Raw genomic sequence first — 17,557 nt, 5'->3', positions numbered from 1 at the left:
CGAATTTATAGTTAATTTTTGTTAATATTAGAGGCGGTATTAGTACTTCGTCCTCAACCACCCACTCCCTACCTGAGAGAAACTTAATGCTGCGATTAGAACATATAAGTAAAATTTATCCCACAGGCGAAGTTCTCAAAGATATCAACTGGGAAGTTAAACCAGGCGATCGCATTGGCTTAGTCGGTGTCAATGGTGCTGGAAAATCAACCCAGTTAAAGATCATTTCTGGGGAAATTGAACCCACCGCCGGCGAAATCATTCGTCCTAATAGCTTACATATAGCCTACCTTAACCAAGAGTTTGAAGTAGACCCCACCCGCACCGTTAGAGAAGAATTTTGGACTGTCTTCCAAGAAGCCAACGAAGTCCAGTTATCTCTGGCGCATATACCGCAAGAGATGGAAACGGCTAGCCCAGAGGAACTGGATCGACTGATCGACAAGTTGGATCGCTTGCAGCGCAAATTTGAAGCCTTGGATGGCTACAACTTAGATGCACGCATCGGGAAAATTTTACCAGAAATGGGGTTTGGGCTAGAAGATGGCGATCGCCTCGTCAGTGCCTTCAGTGGTGGTTGGCAAATGCGGATGAGTTTAGGGAAAATTCTCCTGCAAAAACCCGACTTGTTGCTGCTGGATGAACCGACTAACCACCTAGATTTAGAAACCATTGAGTGGTTGGAAAATTACCTCAGAGGGCTGATTACGCCGATGGTAATAGTCTCCCATGACCGGGAGTTCCTTGACCGTCTCTGCACCCAAATTGTGGAAACTGAACGTGGCGTTTCTGCTAGCTACCTTGGTAACTACTCGGCATATTTGGAACAAAAAGCCGAAAGTCAATCAGCACAACTGAGTGCTTACGAACGCCAGCAGAAAGAATTAGAGAAACAGCAAACCTTTGTTGATAGATTTCGCGCCAGTGCTACCCGCAGTACCCAGGCGAAAAGCCGGGAAAAGCAACTCGACAAAATCGAGCGCATTGAAGCACCCGTTGGTGGTATGAGAACTCTCCACTTCCGTTTTCCCCCTGCACCCCGCAGTGGACGCGAAGTAGTGGAAATTAAAGATTTAACTCATCTTTATGGTGAGAAAATCCTATTTTTATCAGCAAATCTGCTAATTGAAAGAGGCGATCGCATTGCTTTTCTTGGGCCCAATGGTGCTGGAAAATCTACCCTTCTGCGCGTAATTATGGGTATGGAACCACCCACTGAAGGTAGTGTTCAATTAGGCGATCATAATGTTATCCCTGGTTACTTTGAGCAAAATCAAGCTGAAGCTTTGGATTTGAAGAAAACTGTCATGGAAACTATCCATGATGAAGTTCCAGACTGGGATAACCAAGAAGTCCGCACACTTCTAGGACGTTTCTTATTCACAGGTGAAACAGTATTTAAGGCAGTTGGGGCATTGAGTGGGGGAGAAAAAGCTCGTTTGGCGTTGGCAAAAATGCTCTTACGTCCCATGAATTTAATAATTTTAGATGAGCCGACAAACCACCTAGATATTCCAGCTAAAGAAATGCTGGAAGAAGCGCTCAAAAACTATGATGGAACGGCAATTGTAGTTTCCCACGATCGCTATTTTATTTCTCAAGTGGCAAATAAAATCGTCGAAATTCGAGACGGTGAATTCCGCGTTTACTTGGGAGACTATCATTACTATCTCCAGAAAATTGCCGAAGAAAAAGAACAAGCAAAGTTAGCTGCGATCGAAGCCGAAAAAGCTGCAAAAAAAGCTGCGAAGGCATCCACCAAAAGGAAATAAAGGATTGGATACTAGCTTAGTAGTAGTGCTAAAACGCTACTACTAAGTAATCACTCCTTTTTTCGCGTCCTAAAACATCATAGAAAAACTACTAAAATTTAAAAATATTTCAAAAAACCGCAAGTCCTTCATAAAAGAAGTTAATAAGTAAAAATTCACTTGCGGCGTGGATTAGCAATGGTATCATTCGGGTATTACAAAAAGTAAAGGGCAATTTTACTATGACCAAAGCACCTGTTGCTCCTGTGGTGCTAGTCATTTTAGATGGATGGGGCTACTGCGAGGAAAAGCGAGGAAACGCTATTGTTGCTTCTAAAACTCCAATTATGGACAGTTTATGGGCAGCTTACCCGCATACACTCATCCGCACATCAGGAAAAGCCGTAGGGTTGCCAGAGGGTCAAATGGGCAACTCTGAAGTTGGTCATTTGAACATTGGTGCTGGGCGAGTGGTACCGCAAGAACTTGTACGCATCTCCGATGCGGTTGAAGACGGTTCTATTGCCTTAAACCCAGCCCTTGTCAAAATTTGCCAGGAAGTTCGTTCTCGGAATAGCAAGCTGCATCTAGTCGGGCTTTGTTCTGAGGGAGGGGTACATTCGCATATCACCCATCTATTCGGACTACTTGACTTAGCCAAAGACCAGCGAATTCCAGAAGTTTGTATTCACGCCATTACCGATGGCCGTGACACCGCCCCAACTGACGGGGTAAGAGCGATCGCACTGCTGCAAGATTATATAGACCGCGCCGGAATTGGACGCATAGTCACCCTTAGCGGTCGCTACTACGCGATGGATCGCGATCGTAGGTGGGATCGAGTAAAACGCGCCTACGACGTGATGACCCAAGATGGTACGGGTGATAATCGCACGGCTGTAGAAATCTTGCAAGCATCTTATGCCGAAGGGGTAAAAGATGAATTTGTCAACCCAATCCGAATTGCGCCAGGCGCAATAGAACCAGGGGATGGGGTGATATTTTTCAACTTCCGCCCCGATCGCTCCAGACAACTGACTCAAGCTTTAGTTAGTCCCACATTTAATGGTTTTGAAAGACAGCAAATCACACCCCTATCTTTTGTCACGTTTACACAGTACGATTCAGACTTACGTGTGGCTGTAGCCTTTGAGCCTCAGAATCTCAGTAACATTCTGGGAGAAGTCATAGCCAATCATGGTCTGAATCAGTTCCGCACCGCCGAAACAGAAAAATACGCCCACGTCACCTATTTCTTTAATGGGGGTCTGGAGGAACCTTTTGCCGGAGAAGATCGGGAACTGGTAAGCAGCCCAATGGTAGCGACTTACGATCGCGCCCCAGCCATGTCAGCAGCAGCAGTTACAGATGTAGCGATCGCTGCGATTCAAAAGGGTACGTATTCCTTAGTTGTGATTAACTATGCTAACCCAGACATGGTAGGGCATACTGGTCAAATTGAAGCTACCATTACAGCAATTGAAACAGTCGATCGCTGTTTAGGACGCTTATTAGAGAGGGTTATCAAAGCCGGCGGTACGACAATTATTACTGCCGATCACGGCAACGCTGAGTATATGCTAGATGATGGGGGTAATCCTTGGACAGCCCACACCACTAACCCAGTCCCCTTTATCTTGGTAGAAGGCGAGAAAGTCAAAATCCCTGGATATGGTACAAATGTCGAACTGCGAACCGATGGCAAGCTATCCGACATCGCCCCCACAATTCTAGAGATTTTACAGCTGCCTCAGCCACCAGAAATGACCGGGCGATCGCTGCTAAAAACAGCAGATTACGAGATGCAACGCACTCGCACCCCCGTGCAAATAGGGCTGTAAAAGATTGCTGAGTCCTGAGTTAGGAGTTTTTAGTAAACTCCTAACTTCTGAGTTCTGAATCGTGTTTTTGAAAAATTGTTATAAATGAGATTCCTACCATGACAGTTACTAATATCGTGCAAGGTATTTGGGCGTTTTCCGCCACTGGTTTGATTATCTTGGTTTTACTGCATAGCCCCAAAGGTGATGGCATTGGAGCCATTGGTGGGCAAGCCCAGCTATTTAGCAGTACCAAAAGTGCAGAAAACACCTTAAACCGAATTACTTGGGCATTGACAGTAATTTTTCTCGGTCTAACAGTAGTTTTAAGTGCTGGTTGGCTGCCTAAATAAGGATAGGTCAATGGGGAAAAAAACCCAACACCAAATAGTTAACACCCTAATAAATTTAATTTCACGGCAGTTAATTACAGCCCTTGCCTTTTTTCTTGGCACAGGGCTGTTAATCATTTTTGTTAATCTTCAGTCGAGTGATGGGTTTACAATAATACCAAAATATGTATATTCAGACTCAGTAATCTCTCTCTCCACCCCAAAACCCCATCCCTTACCGCCCACACTTGCACAGTGGCAAGATAGCACAAACAGTGGTGATTACTTTTCCCAAATCACAACAACCCAAGTAGGTTATTTAGTCTGGTCACAATTTCCCGTTCGAGTTTACGTAGAACTACCAAAAGCCATCAGCGAAAAACAAGCTCAAGTATGGGTTAAGAGTGTCTTGCAAGGTGTACAGGAGTGGAATACTTATTTGCCTTTGATAATAGTCGAACAGCCAGAAATTGCTGATATTGCGATCGCGCGAAAAGTGCCACCTCTACAAATTTCCCCTGGTAGCAATATACCTCGTGCGCGATCGGCACAAACTACTTACGAGTTATACACCAGCAACAATGTTTTATCCCACCGCTTCACCATCTTGTTAAGTCCTAGTCAAATAGGTGAGTATCTCATTGCAGCTACCCGCCATGAATTTGGTCATGCGCTAGGAATTTGGGGTCACAGTCCGCTACAAACGGATGCTTTATACTTTTCCCAAGTTCGTAACCCGTTACCTATTTCTTCCAGAGATGTCAATACTCTAAAGCGGGTTTATGAACAACCAACTAGTTTAGGATGGTCTTCAACGGATAATTCAAAGATTAATTGATCGAAATGCGATATCTTCTCTGCGAGACGCTACGCGAACGATGGGCTACGCCTACGCACTTTTTCCCTTTCCCTACGCTCTCCGACTTAGCGGTAGAGGTCGCTGTGCTAACACTTCTTTATAAAGTTCTTCCAACAGAGTAATATTTTTACTGAGGGTATAGCGGTCTAATACACGCTGTCTGGCTTTTTGCCCTAGTAAAGTTGTTAACTCTGGATGATCTTGCAACACAGGCAAAAGGGTTTTTAACTGCGATCGCGCTGTTTTAGTACTAATAACTACACCTGCGCCCTTTTCCAATACTTCTCCATCTGCACCCACATCTGTTGCTAAACAAGCCAACCCACATGACATTCCTTCTAACAAAGATAGGGACAAACCCTCTACCAATGAAGGCAAAACAAATACATCTGCGCCGCGCAAAATCTCAATGCGCCTGTCTTCATCAGCAACAAATCCCAACCAGATAATGCCGTATTCTGAACCATAAAACGGCTCTAAAGAAGACTTTAAAGGGCCGTCGCCAACAATTAGCAACTTAGTACCAGGCCCCATCGCAGACTGCTTCCAAGCCCGGAGAAGGGCTTCAACATTTTTCTCAGGTGCTATGCGACCCTGATAGACAAACAAGCGTTCGGCTTTAAATTCCGCTTTGATTTGAGAAAATCCTGGAGAATACTTAACGGTATCAACACCATTGGGAATTACGGCAATATTTTCTTCCCTTACGCCCATCCCTGCCAATAATTCTCGCTGAATTTGGGAAAATACAATCACGCGATCGTAGTTAACTAAAAAAGGTGCGTAAAGCTGATAAGCCAAAAGTTGTGTTCCCGATACTAGCTTTGCCCCCTTGCCAGCAAACGGTGTGTGAAAAGTGGCAATTAAAGGTAATCTCAGTTCCTCACAGATTTCCGGTAGAAAAAAGTCTAGAGGAGATAACGTCAAGGAAGCATGGACTACATCTGGCTTGATTTCCCGCAACGACTCAGTTAAAAGTTTGGTCGCTTTAAAAGTGGGGATTGTGTAAACCTGAGACTTGTAAATGAAAGGCAAAGAAACCTCTCGAAGATTTGGCCAATTGTCAGGTTCAGAATCTTCCTGGGCAAAGTGAAGAAAGCTAACTTGATGTCCCCTATCTAGCAAAGCATTTGTAATTTCTCGACTGTAGGTTACATTGCCGCAAAAGGGTGATTTTTTTCCAATCCAGGCTATACGCATTCTTTATTTAGCTGTAAGAAAAGCAGGGTTGAGCTATTACTTGTGTGCCCTTTGTGATTTTTATTTTATCTAGCTATACTTGCTGGTTTTTATTTATTAAAAATTCCCATCACATTATAGTTTAAAAAGCATATTTTTAAGCTAATTAAACCAATGGATTGATGGCTTTATTTATTTTACTTATAAGTTGCTAATCTCTGGTACTTAAACAACTTATTCTGACTAATGCCAGATTGATATCCCACAAGTATATGATAAATTTTCACTGACCACAGTTTACCATGAACACAAAAGCTTTAAGGAAATTAGTAATTACTTCAAGGTAATGAATAATAACTCCTTTTAGCTGATAACTACTTATGTGAGTTATACCAGGTTAATATACCTCCTGAAAAGACGATAGCTGCTAATCCCAAAAAAACTGCCTGTAATCCTACAAAGGTTTCTGCAACACCTGCTAGTGCCAAAGGTAAGGAAAGGGCAATATTAATTACATTGTTTTGTAAACCAAAGACTTTACCACGCATTTCTGGAGGGGTTTCTGTTTGGATTGCGGTTTGCATGGGAATACCCACTAATGCCCCAAAGATACCTAATAGCGCCACCAGGAAAAGGATTAGCCATAGTTGGGTTGTAAATATTGACAGACCAATCAGGGATGCTGCCATACCCATACAACCGCACAGACTTAACTGGGTATAGGAGAAGCGTTGACCAAATTGACCGAGAATTGTTGCTCCAGCAGCAATGCCAACACCACCAGCTGCTAGTAAAAAGCCGAATTGGGAGGCTTTCATGTTGGGAATTATTTCTGCCATGCGAACGGCTAGAACAGTTAATGCTGCAAACACAGAAAACAAGATAATTAGCTGAAGCAAAGCGTTACGGACGCGATGATTTGCTTTGAGGTAGGCAAAACCATCTCGCAGATCGGAGAATACGTGAGGGAATTCTGTATCTGGGTGGTGGTGTTTTTCTTTAGTTGCCAGGAGGAATAAAATTAGTCCAGCGATCGCATAACTACCACCTACTAAAAGTTCTTTGCCCAAACTACCACTACCACCAAGTTGCGACCAAAGTCGATCTGCGATCGCTAACAACGGTTCCCCAACAGCAAACCCAACAATCACCGATGCCATCATCGTTGTCGTATAAAGCGAATTTGCCGAGAGTAAATCCTGTTCTTCTAAAATTAAGGGAATTGCTGCTTGTTCTGCCGGTGCAAAAAACTGCGTCAGTGTGGAAACTAAAAAAGTCACACCTAAGATGATCAAAAAACCTACTGGCAGCACTCCTATGGGTTTCCAGTCATGAGTCAACCACAACAAAAAGGGAATTGACAAAACCAGGATACCGCGCCAAATATTCGTTGCTACTAGCACAGCCTTTTTTGACCAGCGATCGACAAACACGCCAGCAACGGAACCAAATAGTACGGCTGGAATCGTAAAAGCCATCATCAAGACTGACACCCAACCACTAATACTCTGATTGCTAGCCTGAAACTGAGTATTAATCAAAGCAATCATCAGCACCAAATAGACTTTATCTGCTAGTTGGGAGAAAACTTGACCGCCCCAAAGAGCCAGAAAATTGTGGTTTTTTAATACAGGCAAAAACCCTTGCTGTTTTACATTCCCTGTAATAGCTTCTCCACCTGAACCAGATCCATCTAAGCTTGGTGGTTCTTGTTCTGAGGTGGTAGCTACTGGCAAACTTTGTCCATTTCCATCTGCTTGGGCAGAGGTTAACTTGTCCTCAGATTGTATTTCTGATTCACTTGAAACATCAGTTTTTGGGGTCTGGGCTGTCCCATTGCGATCGTTTTTAGAAACCTCTTTTGGGGATATCTCTTGGCTATTGATTTGACTAGGTGTAGACTTTGAAACCGCACTCAAGTGATTCCTGACTGTAGGATCTGATACCCTATTCTGTTTTTTGGCGAGGCTTGGTGACAAAGGCAGGATTTTTTTATCCAAATCAGATGGTTGCATCATGGTTGGCAGCAAAATAAGAGTCGATCAAGGTAGCAGAGCGAATAGGGCGACCTAATTGATATTGAGCATACTGGCGCAAAATCTGCTCAACAGATAACCAGTTATGGTCTTTAGCACCATCAATTTGCATTATCTCTGGTTGTGACAGATGTTGAAGCAAAGCCAGTTCCATAGAACCTAGACGGCAAGAAATCACAGGCATTTCTTGCCGATGTACAACAACTGTTTGGGCATGGGGCATGGGCAACTTGGGGTCCCCTATACCTCTCTCTCCCTCTTTTCGTAAACGTTCCCTAGTTTCTAAGCAAATCGTTCCTCCCGCAGGTATGCTAAATCCTACCTGCCAATTGGGGTCTGCAAAGTCTGGCTTGAGAGAGCGCCCAGATAAGCAGCATACTTGCACTTGCGGCGTTACTCCTGCTAAAGCTAAAAGGTGAAACACCCCATGAGCCAGATGAGCTAAAACACCAGATGCATTTGCACTAGACAAGGCTTCTAAGCGATGGAGATGTTCATTGAACAACTCATAAAGTTCTTCTTGGGGTTGTTCGCTCAAAGCTTGAGAGAGGACTATTTCTGCTAAATATTGGCTAGCAGCCAATTTTCCCAAATCTTTAGCTAAACCAGGATAAGTTTTTAACGTCTGTGCTTGAGTAATTTTATCAAGCGATCGCCCTTTCGCGATCAATAGTTCATTCACAACAAACATACCACTCCTGCCGCCCAAGCTGGAGTTGTGTTTACGTGCCCCTGGAGCCACTGCTCGAATCAGACCGAATTCTGGTGTCAAAATCGTCACTATTTTATCTGATTCTCCCAGCACCTGAGTTTTAAGATTAATTCCGGTTGCTTTGTAGGTTCTACTCATTAGTCATTAGTCATTAGTCATTGGTCATTGGTCATTAGTCATTAGGTTTTCGACTTTGGACAAATGACATAAAGTACCGACAGCGTAGGAGGAGAAACAAATGACTATTCACCTTTTCCCAGGTTATCGCGCTGGCGGATCAAATCGATACCGCGAGATGTGCCTAATCTAGTAGCACCCGCTACGATTAAGTCTAGAGCTTGCTCGATCGTGCGGATACCACCCGCAGCTTTAATTCCCACCCTTTCTTTTGCCAATTCCTGCAAAAATCGCACATCTGCCACTGTTGCACCACCATTCCAACCTGTACTAGTTTTTAAGAAAGCTGCCCCCGCCTCCATAGCTATTTCAGCAGCTATTTTTTTCTCCGCATCTGTCAGCAGATTGGTTTCCAAAATTACCTTGATAGTTTGCCCAGTCTCTTCACAAATTTCGGCAATTTCGCGGTGGACTTCTTCAGTTTTACCAGCTTTCAACCAGCCCAAATTCATTACCACATCTAGCTCAGTGGCCCCATTATCCGCCGCTTCTTGAGCCTCATAGAGTTTCACTGCTGAAGTCGTCGCACCAGAAGGAAAGCCAATAACAGTACACACTTTCGGGTTTTTGCCGTGCAGGAGTTCGACTGCTTGTTTGACATAGGCAGGATACAAGCAAACGGCCGCAAAATTAAATCTGTATGCTTCTTCACACCACTGCTGAACCTGCTCTGGAGTAGCTGTTGGCGTTAACAGGGCGTGATCGATAAATGGCGCAATATCAATATCTGGATAGTCTGCTGCCATCGTGTCTTCTGCCAGTAATTGATTATTAAACTTTATAAAAAATTAAAACATTTCTTATATATATATTAAACCATATTTATTACGAGTTTATCCTGAAAATAAAGTGCTAACTTATTTTGGAGATCGGCTTTGTAGATGTTGCGGAATTAGTATAAGTGTTTAAGTTGACATTAGGCATAGTAAGGTTAGAAATATTAACAGCATTTTTTACACCAGTTCCTAAGAAGTCAATAATAGTTTTAGCTAATGCTTTTGATGCTAAATATGGTACGCCATTACCAATAGTCTTAAACATATTCGTGAGCGACATATTCTCTGGAAGGACAAAATTTTCAGGCAAAGATTGGATAGCTAAAGCTTCCGCTACAGAAATCCGCCGGATTTTATAGGGATGCAAATGTACTTCATTATTTCCATAACAAGCTGTTGGAGAGTAACGCCATCGGTGAAGTCGCTTAAAAGACTTTTTAGAATCATCTCCTTCATAAATAGCAGCAAATTTTGTTATGCCTCCCCTTGGTTGAAAACAGTTTTCAGCATTAGGATGCTTTAGTACATTATTTTTTCTAAACCAGTATTCAACTGTTAATTCTTGAGGGATGTCTTCAGGACAAGGCATTATAGAATTTTCTTTGAATGGATCGCACTTACGCCAAGGGTAAGCAAAAACATTTTCTTGAGGATATAAGATGTTATTTTTCCAAGGAAAAGTTCTTTCAGTGAGTAAATTGCCACTAACGATTTCTATTCCTATATCCTTGATAAAGTTATTTCTGAAACCAATCAGAATAATTCTTTCTCTATCCTGGGGTACACCATATTCGATAGCATTAATTAGCCGTTCTGTTAATATATAGCCTGCTTCTAGTAATTGTTTCTTGAGTGATTCAAAAAATAAACGGTGTTTTGTCGTTCTCCACAACCCCTTAACGTTCTCAAATAAAAAGAAATCTGGAAGATTGCGACAAATTAATTCAACATAAGAAGCGGAAAGCTTGCCATTATCTCCTAAACGTCCTCTATTTTTGCCGCCAATGGAAAAATCAGGACAGGGAGGCCCGCCAATGAAACCCACAATATTATTAGATTTACGGCAGTCTTTTACTAACTCGCAAAGATGTTGTATTTGTAAACCTTCAATAAGTTGGGTTACATCTCCTGCTTCTCCGTCATAATACCCATATTCTGGCAACGGCAGATTGAGAATCTGCCGTGAATAACGGTATGCTGCCATGAATGGTGAAAAAATTTCATTGACGTAAACAATATTAAAACCGCTACTTTCAAAACCTAAATCTAGGAATCCTGAACCAGCAAAAAAGGAGAAAATACAAGGGCGATCGCTCATTTAATAACTAATATTATGAAACAGTCTTAATTAATATCGGAAAACTTAGGGTTTTTACTTACGTACCAATTAAAAAAGAACAATTTTAAGACTGCTTAAATAGTCAAAAAAATTCACACTTTCTCTAAGTACCTAACGTGAAAGTTTACTCAATCTTTAAGGAAAATCCCTGACAGACACAAAGTCTGAAGTCACAATTAAATATAGGAGTTTCTAAACTCTAAAACTTCTAAACTCTAAAACAATGTTGAAGACAAATATTTGTCATTCAACAAAAAACCGGGGTACTTCAGACTAACTTTTATGCGGATTTTAATTTACTCCTACAACTACCATCCAGAGCCAATTGGTATTGCCCCACTGATGACTGAATTAGCAGAGGGGCTAGTGAAGCGTGGGCATGAAGTACGTGTAGTCACCGCTATGCCAAACTATCCTGAGCGTCAAATTTACCAAGAATATCGGGGCAAGTGGTATGTCAACGAATATAAAAATGGCGTTCAAATCCAACGCAGTTACGTTTGGATTCGCCCCCAACCCAACCTATTAGATCGGGTGTTACTAGACGCTAGTTTTGTTGTTACTAGTTTTGTGCCTGCACTCTTAGGTTGGCATCCAGATGTGATTCTCTCAACATCGCCATCTTTGCCAAGCTGTGTACCAGTTGCTCTTTTAGGATGGTTACGTGCTTGTCCTGTGATCTTAAATCTACAAGATATATTACCAGAAGCAGCCATTCATGTCGGTCTACTGAAAAATAAATTGCTTATAAAGTTATTTACAGCGTTGGAAAAATTTGCTTACCACACTGCCAGTAGAATTAGTGTCATCGCCGATGGGTTTGTGGAGAATTTGCGATCTAAAGGCGTAGAAGCTAACAAAATTGTGCAAATTCCCAACTGGGTTGATGTAAATTTTATCCGTCCTTTGCCTAAAGAAAATAACCCTTTCCGCGAAGCACATAATCTAAATGGCAAATTTGTAGTTCTTTATTCTGGTAACATTGCCCTAACCCAAGGCTTAGAAAGCGTTATCAAAGCTGCTTCTGTGTTGCGCCATATCCCAGATATTGTTTTTGTCATCGTTGGAGAGGCAAAAGGTTTACAGCGATTGCAACAAGAATGTCTAGACTGCGGCGCAGATAATGTTTTGTTACTGCCATTTCAACCCCGCAAATCTTTGCCAGAAATGTTGGCAGCTGCCGATGTTGGCTTGGTAGTGCAAAAGAAAAATGTTGTATCTTTCAATATGCCGTCAAAAATTCAAGTACTACTTGCTAGTGGAGCGGCATTAGTTGCTTCTGTGCCTGATAATGGTACAGCAGCAAGAGCAATCAAGCAAAGTGGCGGCGGAGCGATCGTTCCTCCAGAAGATCCCCAAGCTTTAGCAATGGCAATTTTAGATTTGTACCAAAACCCCGAAAAAGTCAAAACTCTGGGTTATAAAAGTCGCCAATATGCCGTTGAAAACTATGCTTTTGAGCAAGCTTTAAATCAGTATGAGTCGTTGTTTTACTCATTGACAGCAGAGCATGGAGCAATTCAGTCTACAAGAGTTACAGTATCTAGAGCAGAAAGCCCATGAGGGTGCATCAACTCCGTAAAGTCACAATTATACCCTCACTCTCTAAATAGCAGCAGATTTTGAGGGTGGTTAACTTATATACAGCAATAGACCAATACGTTTGGGTTAAGGAAATGTATCTGTTGAAGCAGAGGGAAAGAAAAAAGGCTTAACCCAAAGATATTGAGCAATAGACAAGCTAGTTTTTAGGTGCGTTTTGAACCCAAAATTCCACAGCTTCACTTCATTCAATCTGTGAGAACATCAGTTTTTTAACTAGACAACAGGAATTAGTTGGTATCCAGTGGTACTAATAAATCATTTATACCAGTCATACTTTTGGTCGACCAGGCATAAATCTGCTGTGTTGTATTGTAGTTTTTAGTAGATAGCAATTCTTAAACTAGTCCCCATAAACACCTGTTTTTTTGTTAGTATTCAAAAAAACCTATTGACACATTTGTCAGATCAATTGTTTGTGATTTGTAAGTAAATGTAAACAATTGTTTCAAAAGGAAAAAAGCACCTGAGGTTTAATGACTGATTATTTCCAAGGAAATTTCCCATTACAATCTGTCCCACTGACGAAGAGTGTGGTAGAGAGCCACGCCCATACCGAAGAGGAGAGCGGAAAATTAGCTGCAACAATAGCAGAAGCTGCATCAGATCGCAAAGCGGGTGAGATTTTATTGCTCAAAGTAGCAGAGGTATCTTACCTAGCCGATTATTTTGTGATGATGACTGGCTATTCTAGGGTACAAGTCAGAGCGATCGCTCAAGCAATTGAAGGAAAAGTCGAAACTGAGTTACAACGTCGTCCCATAAGGACAGAAGGAAAAATCGAGGGGAGTTGGGTATTACAAGACTACGGTGATGTGATCGTTCACATCATGATGCCCAAAGAACGGGAGTTTTATAATTTAGAAGCGTTTTGGATTCATGCAGAACGTATTTCCCTTCCAGAATCTGATGAGGGTGAAGGTAAGCAAACATGATTAGGTCTTCGGTTTCAAATTGCCCAGTTCCCATAGACCAACAACCACTCAATGAGTACGAAGAGTTAAAAACTTCCTGGCTATTTCGTGATAGCACTTTAGATTTGCGCGATTATATCACGAAAATAGCTTGGATTTGGGGTTTATCTTGGCTGATCGCAGCCCCTGTGGCCGCAGCAAGTTTTCCTCCCCACAAGTATATTGCACATTTTATCCTTTGTGGTGCGGCTGCCGCCAGTGTCGGGGTGGTACTGGCACTAGTAAGGTTGTACTTAGGCTGGTTCTACGTGTGCGATCGCCTTTGCAGTCCCACAGTATTTTATGAAGAGTCCGGGTGGTATGACGGCCAAACTTGGACGAAACCACAGGAAATCCTTAACCGCGATCGCTTAATTGTTGCATACGAAATCAAACCTATTCTGCGGCGGTTACAATTTACCTTTGCTGGCTTGGCGGGAATGTACGTTACTGGTACGATAGTTTGGCATTTGTTTTAAAGAGTCATTAATCATTGGTCATTAGTCATTAGCTAAGGACTAATGACTAATGACCAATGGCTAATTAATTAAAAAAGGTAATAAATATAAACCCATGACAATGGGAAAACGAACTCAAGCCACAGCATTGGAAGTCCGGTTGCTGCGGGAAGGTATTACTGAATCCAGGCATATAGTCCAAGCCGTTGTCTGCGATGAACGAGGACGGGTTTTAACCGTTGCCGGAAATTCTGAAACTGCTGCATTTATCCGTTCAGCGCTCAAACCATTTCAGGCACTCGCTGTCACTACAACAGGAACACTGGAACGCTATGACCTTAGCGATCGCGACTTAGCAATTATCACAAGTTCCCATAAAGGAAGAATAGATCAAGTCCGACAGGTATTTAACATCCTGTGGCGGGCCGATCTTGACCCCACCATACTCCAGTGTCCAATTCCTGAAGGTAAGCACAGTCCTTTGGAATACAATTGCTCTGGAAAACATGCAGGAATGTTAGCTGTTTGTCAGCAACGCCGTTGGCCCTTAAATAACTACTTGGATCGCAAGCACCCAATACAGCAATTGATTTTGGGCAAAGTAGCAGAATTGCTGCGAATGCCAGCCGCAGAATTTATCTGCGCTCATGATGACTGTGGCGCACCAACTTATTTGATGCAACTAGGTCACATGGCATCTTTATATGCGCTACTAGCCTCTAGTACCAATCTGGATATGGAGCGCATCGTCCGGGCTATGACTCATCACCCCGCGATGGTAGCAGGAGATGGAGAATTTGATACGGAATTGATGCGCTTAACTCCAGGGGAACTAGTCAGTAAAAGTGGTGCCGAAGGAGTTCAGTGCATTGGTAGACTCGGTGAAGGCTTGGGATTAGCAATCAAAGTCATGGATGGGACAAAACGAGCCAAACATGCCGTTGCTATTCACTTACTTAAGCAAATGGGTTGGATTAGTCCTAGTGCCGCCGAAAGCCTCTCAGAAAAGTTTGCCACCTTGGGAAAATACACACGTTTAGAAGTAATTGGAGAATTATCGTTTTTGTAGTTGCCAAACTCTTGACTATAGGTTATTATAAATAAGTCGAGAGCAACGCGGGATAGAGCAGCCTGGTAGCTCGTCGGGCTCAACGGGCAAAGTTAACTACACGCTTATTAGTTAAGTTTGCTATGGGCGGCACGTAAAGAAACTTATGTGCGTTTATCTGTCAAACTCGGGGAAGCCAATAGCGCGGTAATCCCGAACCAAGCCTCAGAAATGAGGAAGGTGTAGAGACTGGAAGGCAGACACCCTAACGATAATGACGAGGGTGAAGGGACAGTCCAGACCACAAACCAGTATAACTGGGCAACGAAAGTTGTAGTTGGTAAGCATAACCCGAAGGTCAGTGGTTCAAATCCACTTCCCGCCACCAAATTAAAATAAAACCCCTGAATTTGAAAAGATTCTGGGGTTTTATTTTATTTAATTATTTTTATTTTGCAGATGGACACAAAGCTTAGAGGAGACATAGCAGAACAAGCTGCTGTTCTTCATGCCTTAAAGCGTGGTTGGGAAGTTTTAAAACCTTTTGGCGATCGCCTACCTTACGATCTAGCATTTGATGTAGAGGGAACTCTAATTAAAATCCAAGTCAAATATGCTTGGTTGGATGAGCCTTCCGGGAATTATGTTGTAGATAATCGCCGCACTAAAACTAATAGACGGCTGATGGTTCGAGAAGTATATCAGCTATCAGACTTTGATTTTGCCCTAGTATATATAGAAAAACTTGACCTGTTCTATATCTTTCCCGTAGATGTGTTCATAGATTATGGAAGCGAAGTACACCTTGTTGAAGCTGAAAAAAGACAGCGCAAACCGCGTTCGGCACCATATAGGAATGCTTGGGAATTAATTTTACAGGCATCTATAGGTAAAGAAAGTTGCGATCGATCGCTTGTTCAATTCCAAGAAGCAGGTTTTTAATCTATTCTGGAAGAAATAGCCATCTAAAAGGCGCGGAGAATCATGGTTGTGAAGTTGCAGCGACCAATTTTAGTGGGAGGATTGGGACTGTCCCTTTCTCTGTGGATGTTGGACAGTTGGCACGATTCGATAGTGCAGGTGGGTGAGTTTGCTTTGTTAAGTGTCTTAGCTGTAGGCGGTGGTTTGTGGTTATTCCAGCAAAATCGCCCGAAGGACAGTTTAGAGCAGCTAAATGGTATGCTGGTTGATCGGAAAACAGTGGAAAGTGCGATCGCTAACACTGAAACTGTAATTAACCAACTGGCACAAGAATCAGAAAACCATCCAGCGTTACCGATACTGCGAGAACAAGTTGCCCAATTGTTCTTTGAATTAGATAGACAAAAAATTAAAGTGGCTGTGACTGGCGGGAAATCCGTAGGTAAAAGCACCTTAATTCCAGTGTTAAAGCAAAATCTAGAGACACAAAACTGGGTGTCTTTAGAAGAGACAGCACCTTTGTTTAGAGAAACTGGGGACAATTCAGATGCAGCTGTTCTAGCAGAAGTTGCAAAATCAGATTTTGTTCTGTTTCTGACAAACGGTGATTTGACAGACTCAGAATTTCAAACCTTACAGCAGCTAAAAGCAGCAAATCAGCCGACAATCCTGGTTTTTAACAAACAAGATCAGTATTTAGCCGATGAAAGCGCTAGTATCTTGCTGTCATTGAAACAGCGAATGCAGGGAAATGTAGTTGCAACAGCCGCCTCTCCCATTGCCATCAAAGTCCGAAAGCATGAGGCTGATGGTACTGTGCAAGAGTGGATGGAACAACCAGCAGCAGATATCCAGCAGTTGACGCAGCAGTTGGGTGAAGTTTTGGCACAGCAAGGACAACGGCTGGTTTGGGTAACTACCATGAGGAAAGCCGGGTTGTTGAAAGCTGAGGCGAAAAACTGGTTGAATGGAACCAGACGCGATCGCGCTACCCCAATTATTGAACAATATCAATGGATAGCTGCGGCGGCGGCCTTTGCTAACCCAGTTCCAGCCCTTGATATTCTGGCGACTGCGGCAATTAATGCTCAAATGGTAATGGATTTGGGTAATATCTATCAGCAGAAATTTTCCCTAGAACAAGCGCAAACTGTAGCTGGAACAATGGGAAGTTTGATGCTGAAACTGGGTTTAGTTGAACTTTCTACAAAGGCTATTAGTACTGTTCTTAAAAGTAATGCCGTTACCTTTGTTGCTGGTGGCGTAGTGCAAGGAGTAAGTGCAGCTTATCTGACTAGAGTTGCTGGGTTAAGTCTAATTGAATATTTCCAACAGCAGGAAATAGCAATAGATTCTGGAACTGGTTTGAATTTGGAGAACTTGCGGCAAACATTGCAAAAAGTATTTCAGCAAAATCAGCAGATTGGTTTTTTGCAAGCATTTGTTAAGCAAGGCGTGAAGCGTTTATTGCCAGAAGTGCAACAGGGTGAAGTAGTAGGTATTCAGAAAGCTGTAGGATAATTGCACTTACTTGGTGCTGTAGAAATCTAAAATATACCCAAGCCGATTATGGGCTTGGGTATATCTAACAATT

At 42.6% G+C, this 17,557-nt stretch carries 15 protein-coding genes; 10 read left to right on the top strand and 5 right to left on the bottom strand.

What is annotated here, in order from left to right:
- The first annotated feature begins 86 nt into the window (after positions 1–86).
- The 4 genes from CDG77_RS05690 (at position 87) to CDG77_RS05675 (ending at position 4,741) form a co-directional block, all read left to right on the top strand.
- Complete coding sequence (locus tag CDG77_RS05690; RefSeq protein ID WP_094328438.1) at positions 87–1,772, top strand: ABC-F family ATP-binding cassette domain-containing protein; 1,686 nt, start codon at positions 87–89, stop codon at positions 1,770–1,772.
- Positions 1,773–1,993: 221 nt separating this feature from the next.
- Entirely contained in the window at positions 1,994–3,592 is a 1,599-nt protein-coding gene (gene gpmI / locus CDG77_RS05685; protein WP_094328437.1) for a 2,3-bisphosphoglycerate-independent phosphoglycerate mutase, read from the top strand.
- Positions 3,593–3,690: 98 nt separating this feature from the next.
- Entirely contained in the window at positions 3,691–3,924 is a 234-nt protein-coding gene (gene secG / locus CDG77_RS05680; RefSeq protein ID WP_094328436.1) for a preprotein translocase subunit SecG, read from the top strand.
- Between the two features lie 10 nt (positions 3,925–3,934).
- Positions 3,935–4,741: a peptidase gene (locus CDG77_RS05675; protein WP_094328435.1), complete on the top strand. Its 807-nt coding sequence runs from the start codon at positions 3,935–3,937 to the stop codon at positions 4,739–4,741.
- A 72-nt stretch (positions 4,742–4,813) separates the two neighbouring features.
- Here the strand turns inward: CDG77_RS05675 and CDG77_RS05670 are convergent, their stop codons facing one another.
- The 5 genes from CDG77_RS05670 to CDG77_RS05650 form a co-directional block, all read right to left on the bottom strand.
- A complete protein-coding gene (locus CDG77_RS05670) occupies positions 4,814–5,962 on the bottom strand; it encodes a glycosyltransferase family 4 protein (RefSeq protein ID WP_094328434.1) in 1,149 nt (382 codons plus the stop codon).
- Between the two features lie 353 nt (positions 5,963–6,315).
- Positions 6,316–7,956: an MFS transporter gene (locus CDG77_RS05665; RefSeq protein WP_094328433.1), complete on the bottom strand. Its 1,641-nt coding sequence runs from the start codon at positions 7,954–7,956 to the stop codon at positions 6,316–6,318.
- Positions 7,943–8,827, bottom strand: a complete 885-nt coding sequence (recO, locus tag CDG77_RS05660) for a DNA repair protein RecO (protein WP_094328432.1) — start codon at positions 8,825–8,827, stop codon at positions 7,943–7,945. Before recO ends, CDG77_RS05665 begins: the two co-directional genes overlap by 14 nt.
- Positions 8,828–8,931: 104 nt before the next feature.
- Positions 8,932–9,612 (bottom strand): deoxyribose-phosphate aldolase, encoded by a 681-nt coding sequence (gene deoC / locus CDG77_RS05655; RefSeq protein ID WP_094328431.1) that lies wholly within the window; start codon positions 9,610–9,612, stop codon positions 8,932–8,934.
- 106 nt (positions 9,613–9,718) lie between these two features.
- Positions 9,719–10,960 (bottom strand): DNA cytosine methyltransferase, encoded by a 1,242-nt coding sequence (locus CDG77_RS05650; RefSeq protein WP_094328430.1) that lies wholly within the window; start codon positions 10,958–10,960, stop codon positions 9,719–9,721.
- 303 nt (positions 10,961–11,263) lie between these two features.
- Between CDG77_RS05650 and CDG77_RS05645 the strand changes: the two genes are divergently transcribed.
- The 6 genes from CDG77_RS05645 to CDG77_RS05620 all read left to right on the top strand — a co-directional run bounded on the left by CDG77_RS05645 (position 11,264) and on the right by CDG77_RS05620 (position 17,484).
- Positions 11,264–12,544, top strand: coding sequence for a glycosyltransferase family 4 protein (locus tag CDG77_RS05645; protein WP_094328429.1), 1,281 nt, complete (start codon positions 11,264–11,266; stop codon positions 12,542–12,544).
- Between the two features lie 515 nt (positions 12,545–13,059).
- Positions 13,060–13,518 carry a ribosome silencing factor gene (rsfS, locus tag CDG77_RS05640; protein ID WP_094328428.1) on the top strand — a complete coding sequence of 153 codons (459 nt, stop codon included), beginning with the start codon at positions 13,060–13,062 and terminating at the stop codon, positions 13,516–13,518.
- Positions 13,515–14,015, top strand: a complete 501-nt coding sequence (locus tag CDG77_RS05635; protein ID WP_094328427.1) for a CGLD27 family protein — start codon at positions 13,515–13,517, stop codon at positions 14,013–14,015. Before rsfS ends, CDG77_RS05635 begins: the two co-directional genes overlap by 4 nt.
- Before the next feature lie 94 nt (positions 14,016–14,109).
- Positions 14,110–15,063, top strand: a complete 954-nt coding sequence (locus tag CDG77_RS05630) for an asparaginase (protein ID WP_094328426.1) — start codon at positions 14,110–14,112, stop codon at positions 15,061–15,063.
- Between the two features lie 438 nt (positions 15,064–15,501).
- Positions 15,502–15,984, top strand: coding sequence for a group I intron-associated PD-(D/E)XK endonuclease (locus CDG77_RS05625; RefSeq protein WP_094328425.1), 483 nt, complete (start codon positions 15,502–15,504; stop codon positions 15,982–15,984).
- Between the two features lie 42 nt (positions 15,985–16,026).
- Positions 16,027–17,484 (top strand): YcjF family protein, encoded by a 1,458-nt coding sequence (locus tag CDG77_RS05620; protein WP_094328424.1) that lies wholly within the window; start codon positions 16,027–16,029, stop codon positions 17,482–17,484.
- Positions 17,485–17,557 lie beyond the last annotated feature (73 nt).

The sequence above is a fragment of the Nostoc sp. 'Peltigera membranacea cyanobiont' 213 genome, from assembly GCF_002245975.1.
In the GTDB taxonomy this organism is placed as follows: Bacteria; Cyanobacteriota; Cyanobacteriia; order Cyanobacteriales; family Nostocaceae; genus Nostoc.
Note: the sequence above shows the minus strand (reverse complement) of the source record. Positions and strands in the feature narration are given on the sequence as shown.

Bases quoted from the DNA above. Each gene is read 5' to 3' on its own strand.
- CDG77_RS05675 (WP_094328435.1), top strand. From the start codon at position 3,935: ATGGGGAAAAAAACCCAACACCAAATAGTTAACACCCTAATAAATTTA.
- CDG77_RS05665 (WP_094328433.1), bottom strand. From the start codon at position 7,956: ATGCAACCATCTGATTTGGATAAAAAAATCCTGCCTTTGTCACCAAGC.
- rsfS (WP_094328428.1), top strand. From the start codon at position 13,060: ATGACTGATTATTTCCAAGGAAATTTCCCATTACAATCTGTCCCACTG.
- CDG77_RS05635 (WP_094328427.1), top strand. From the start codon at position 13,515: ATGATTAGGTCTTCGGTTTCAAATTGCCCAGTTCCCATAGACCAACAA.
- CDG77_RS05670 (WP_094328434.1), bottom strand. From the start codon at position 5,962: ATGCGTATAGCCTGGATTGGAAAAAAATCACCCTTTTGCGGCAATGTA.
- deoC (WP_094328431.1), bottom strand. From the start codon at position 9,612: ATGGCAGCAGACTATCCAGATATTGATATTGCGCCATTTATCGATCAC.
- CDG77_RS05650 (WP_094328430.1), bottom strand. From the start codon at position 10,960: ATGAGCGATCGCCCTTGTATTTTCTCCTTTTTTGCTGGTTCAGGATTC.
- CDG77_RS05645 (WP_094328429.1), top strand. From the start codon at position 11,264: ATGCGGATTTTAATTTACTCCTACAACTACCATCCAGAGCCAATTGGT.
- CDG77_RS05625 (WP_094328425.1), top strand. From the start codon at position 15,502: ATGGACACAAAGCTTAGAGGAGACATAGCAGAACAAGCTGCTGTTCTT.
- recO (WP_094328432.1), bottom strand. From the start codon at position 8,827: ATGAGTAGAACCTACAAAGCAACCGGAATTAATCTTAAAACTCAGGTG.
- secG (WP_094328436.1), top strand. From the start codon at position 3,691: ATGACAGTTACTAATATCGTGCAAGGTATTTGGGCGTTTTCCGCCACT.
- CDG77_RS05630 (WP_094328426.1), top strand. From the start codon at position 14,110: ATGACAATGGGAAAACGAACTCAAGCCACAGCATTGGAAGTCCGGTTG.
- gpmI (WP_094328437.1), top strand. From the start codon at position 1,994: ATGACCAAAGCACCTGTTGCTCCTGTGGTGCTAGTCATTTTAGATGGA.
- CDG77_RS05690 (WP_094328438.1), top strand. From the start codon at position 87: ATGCTGCGATTAGAACATATAAGTAAAATTTATCCCACAGGCGAAGTT.
- CDG77_RS05620 (WP_094328424.1), top strand. From the start codon at position 16,027: ATGGTTGTGAAGTTGCAGCGACCAATTTTAGTGGGAGGATTGGGACTG.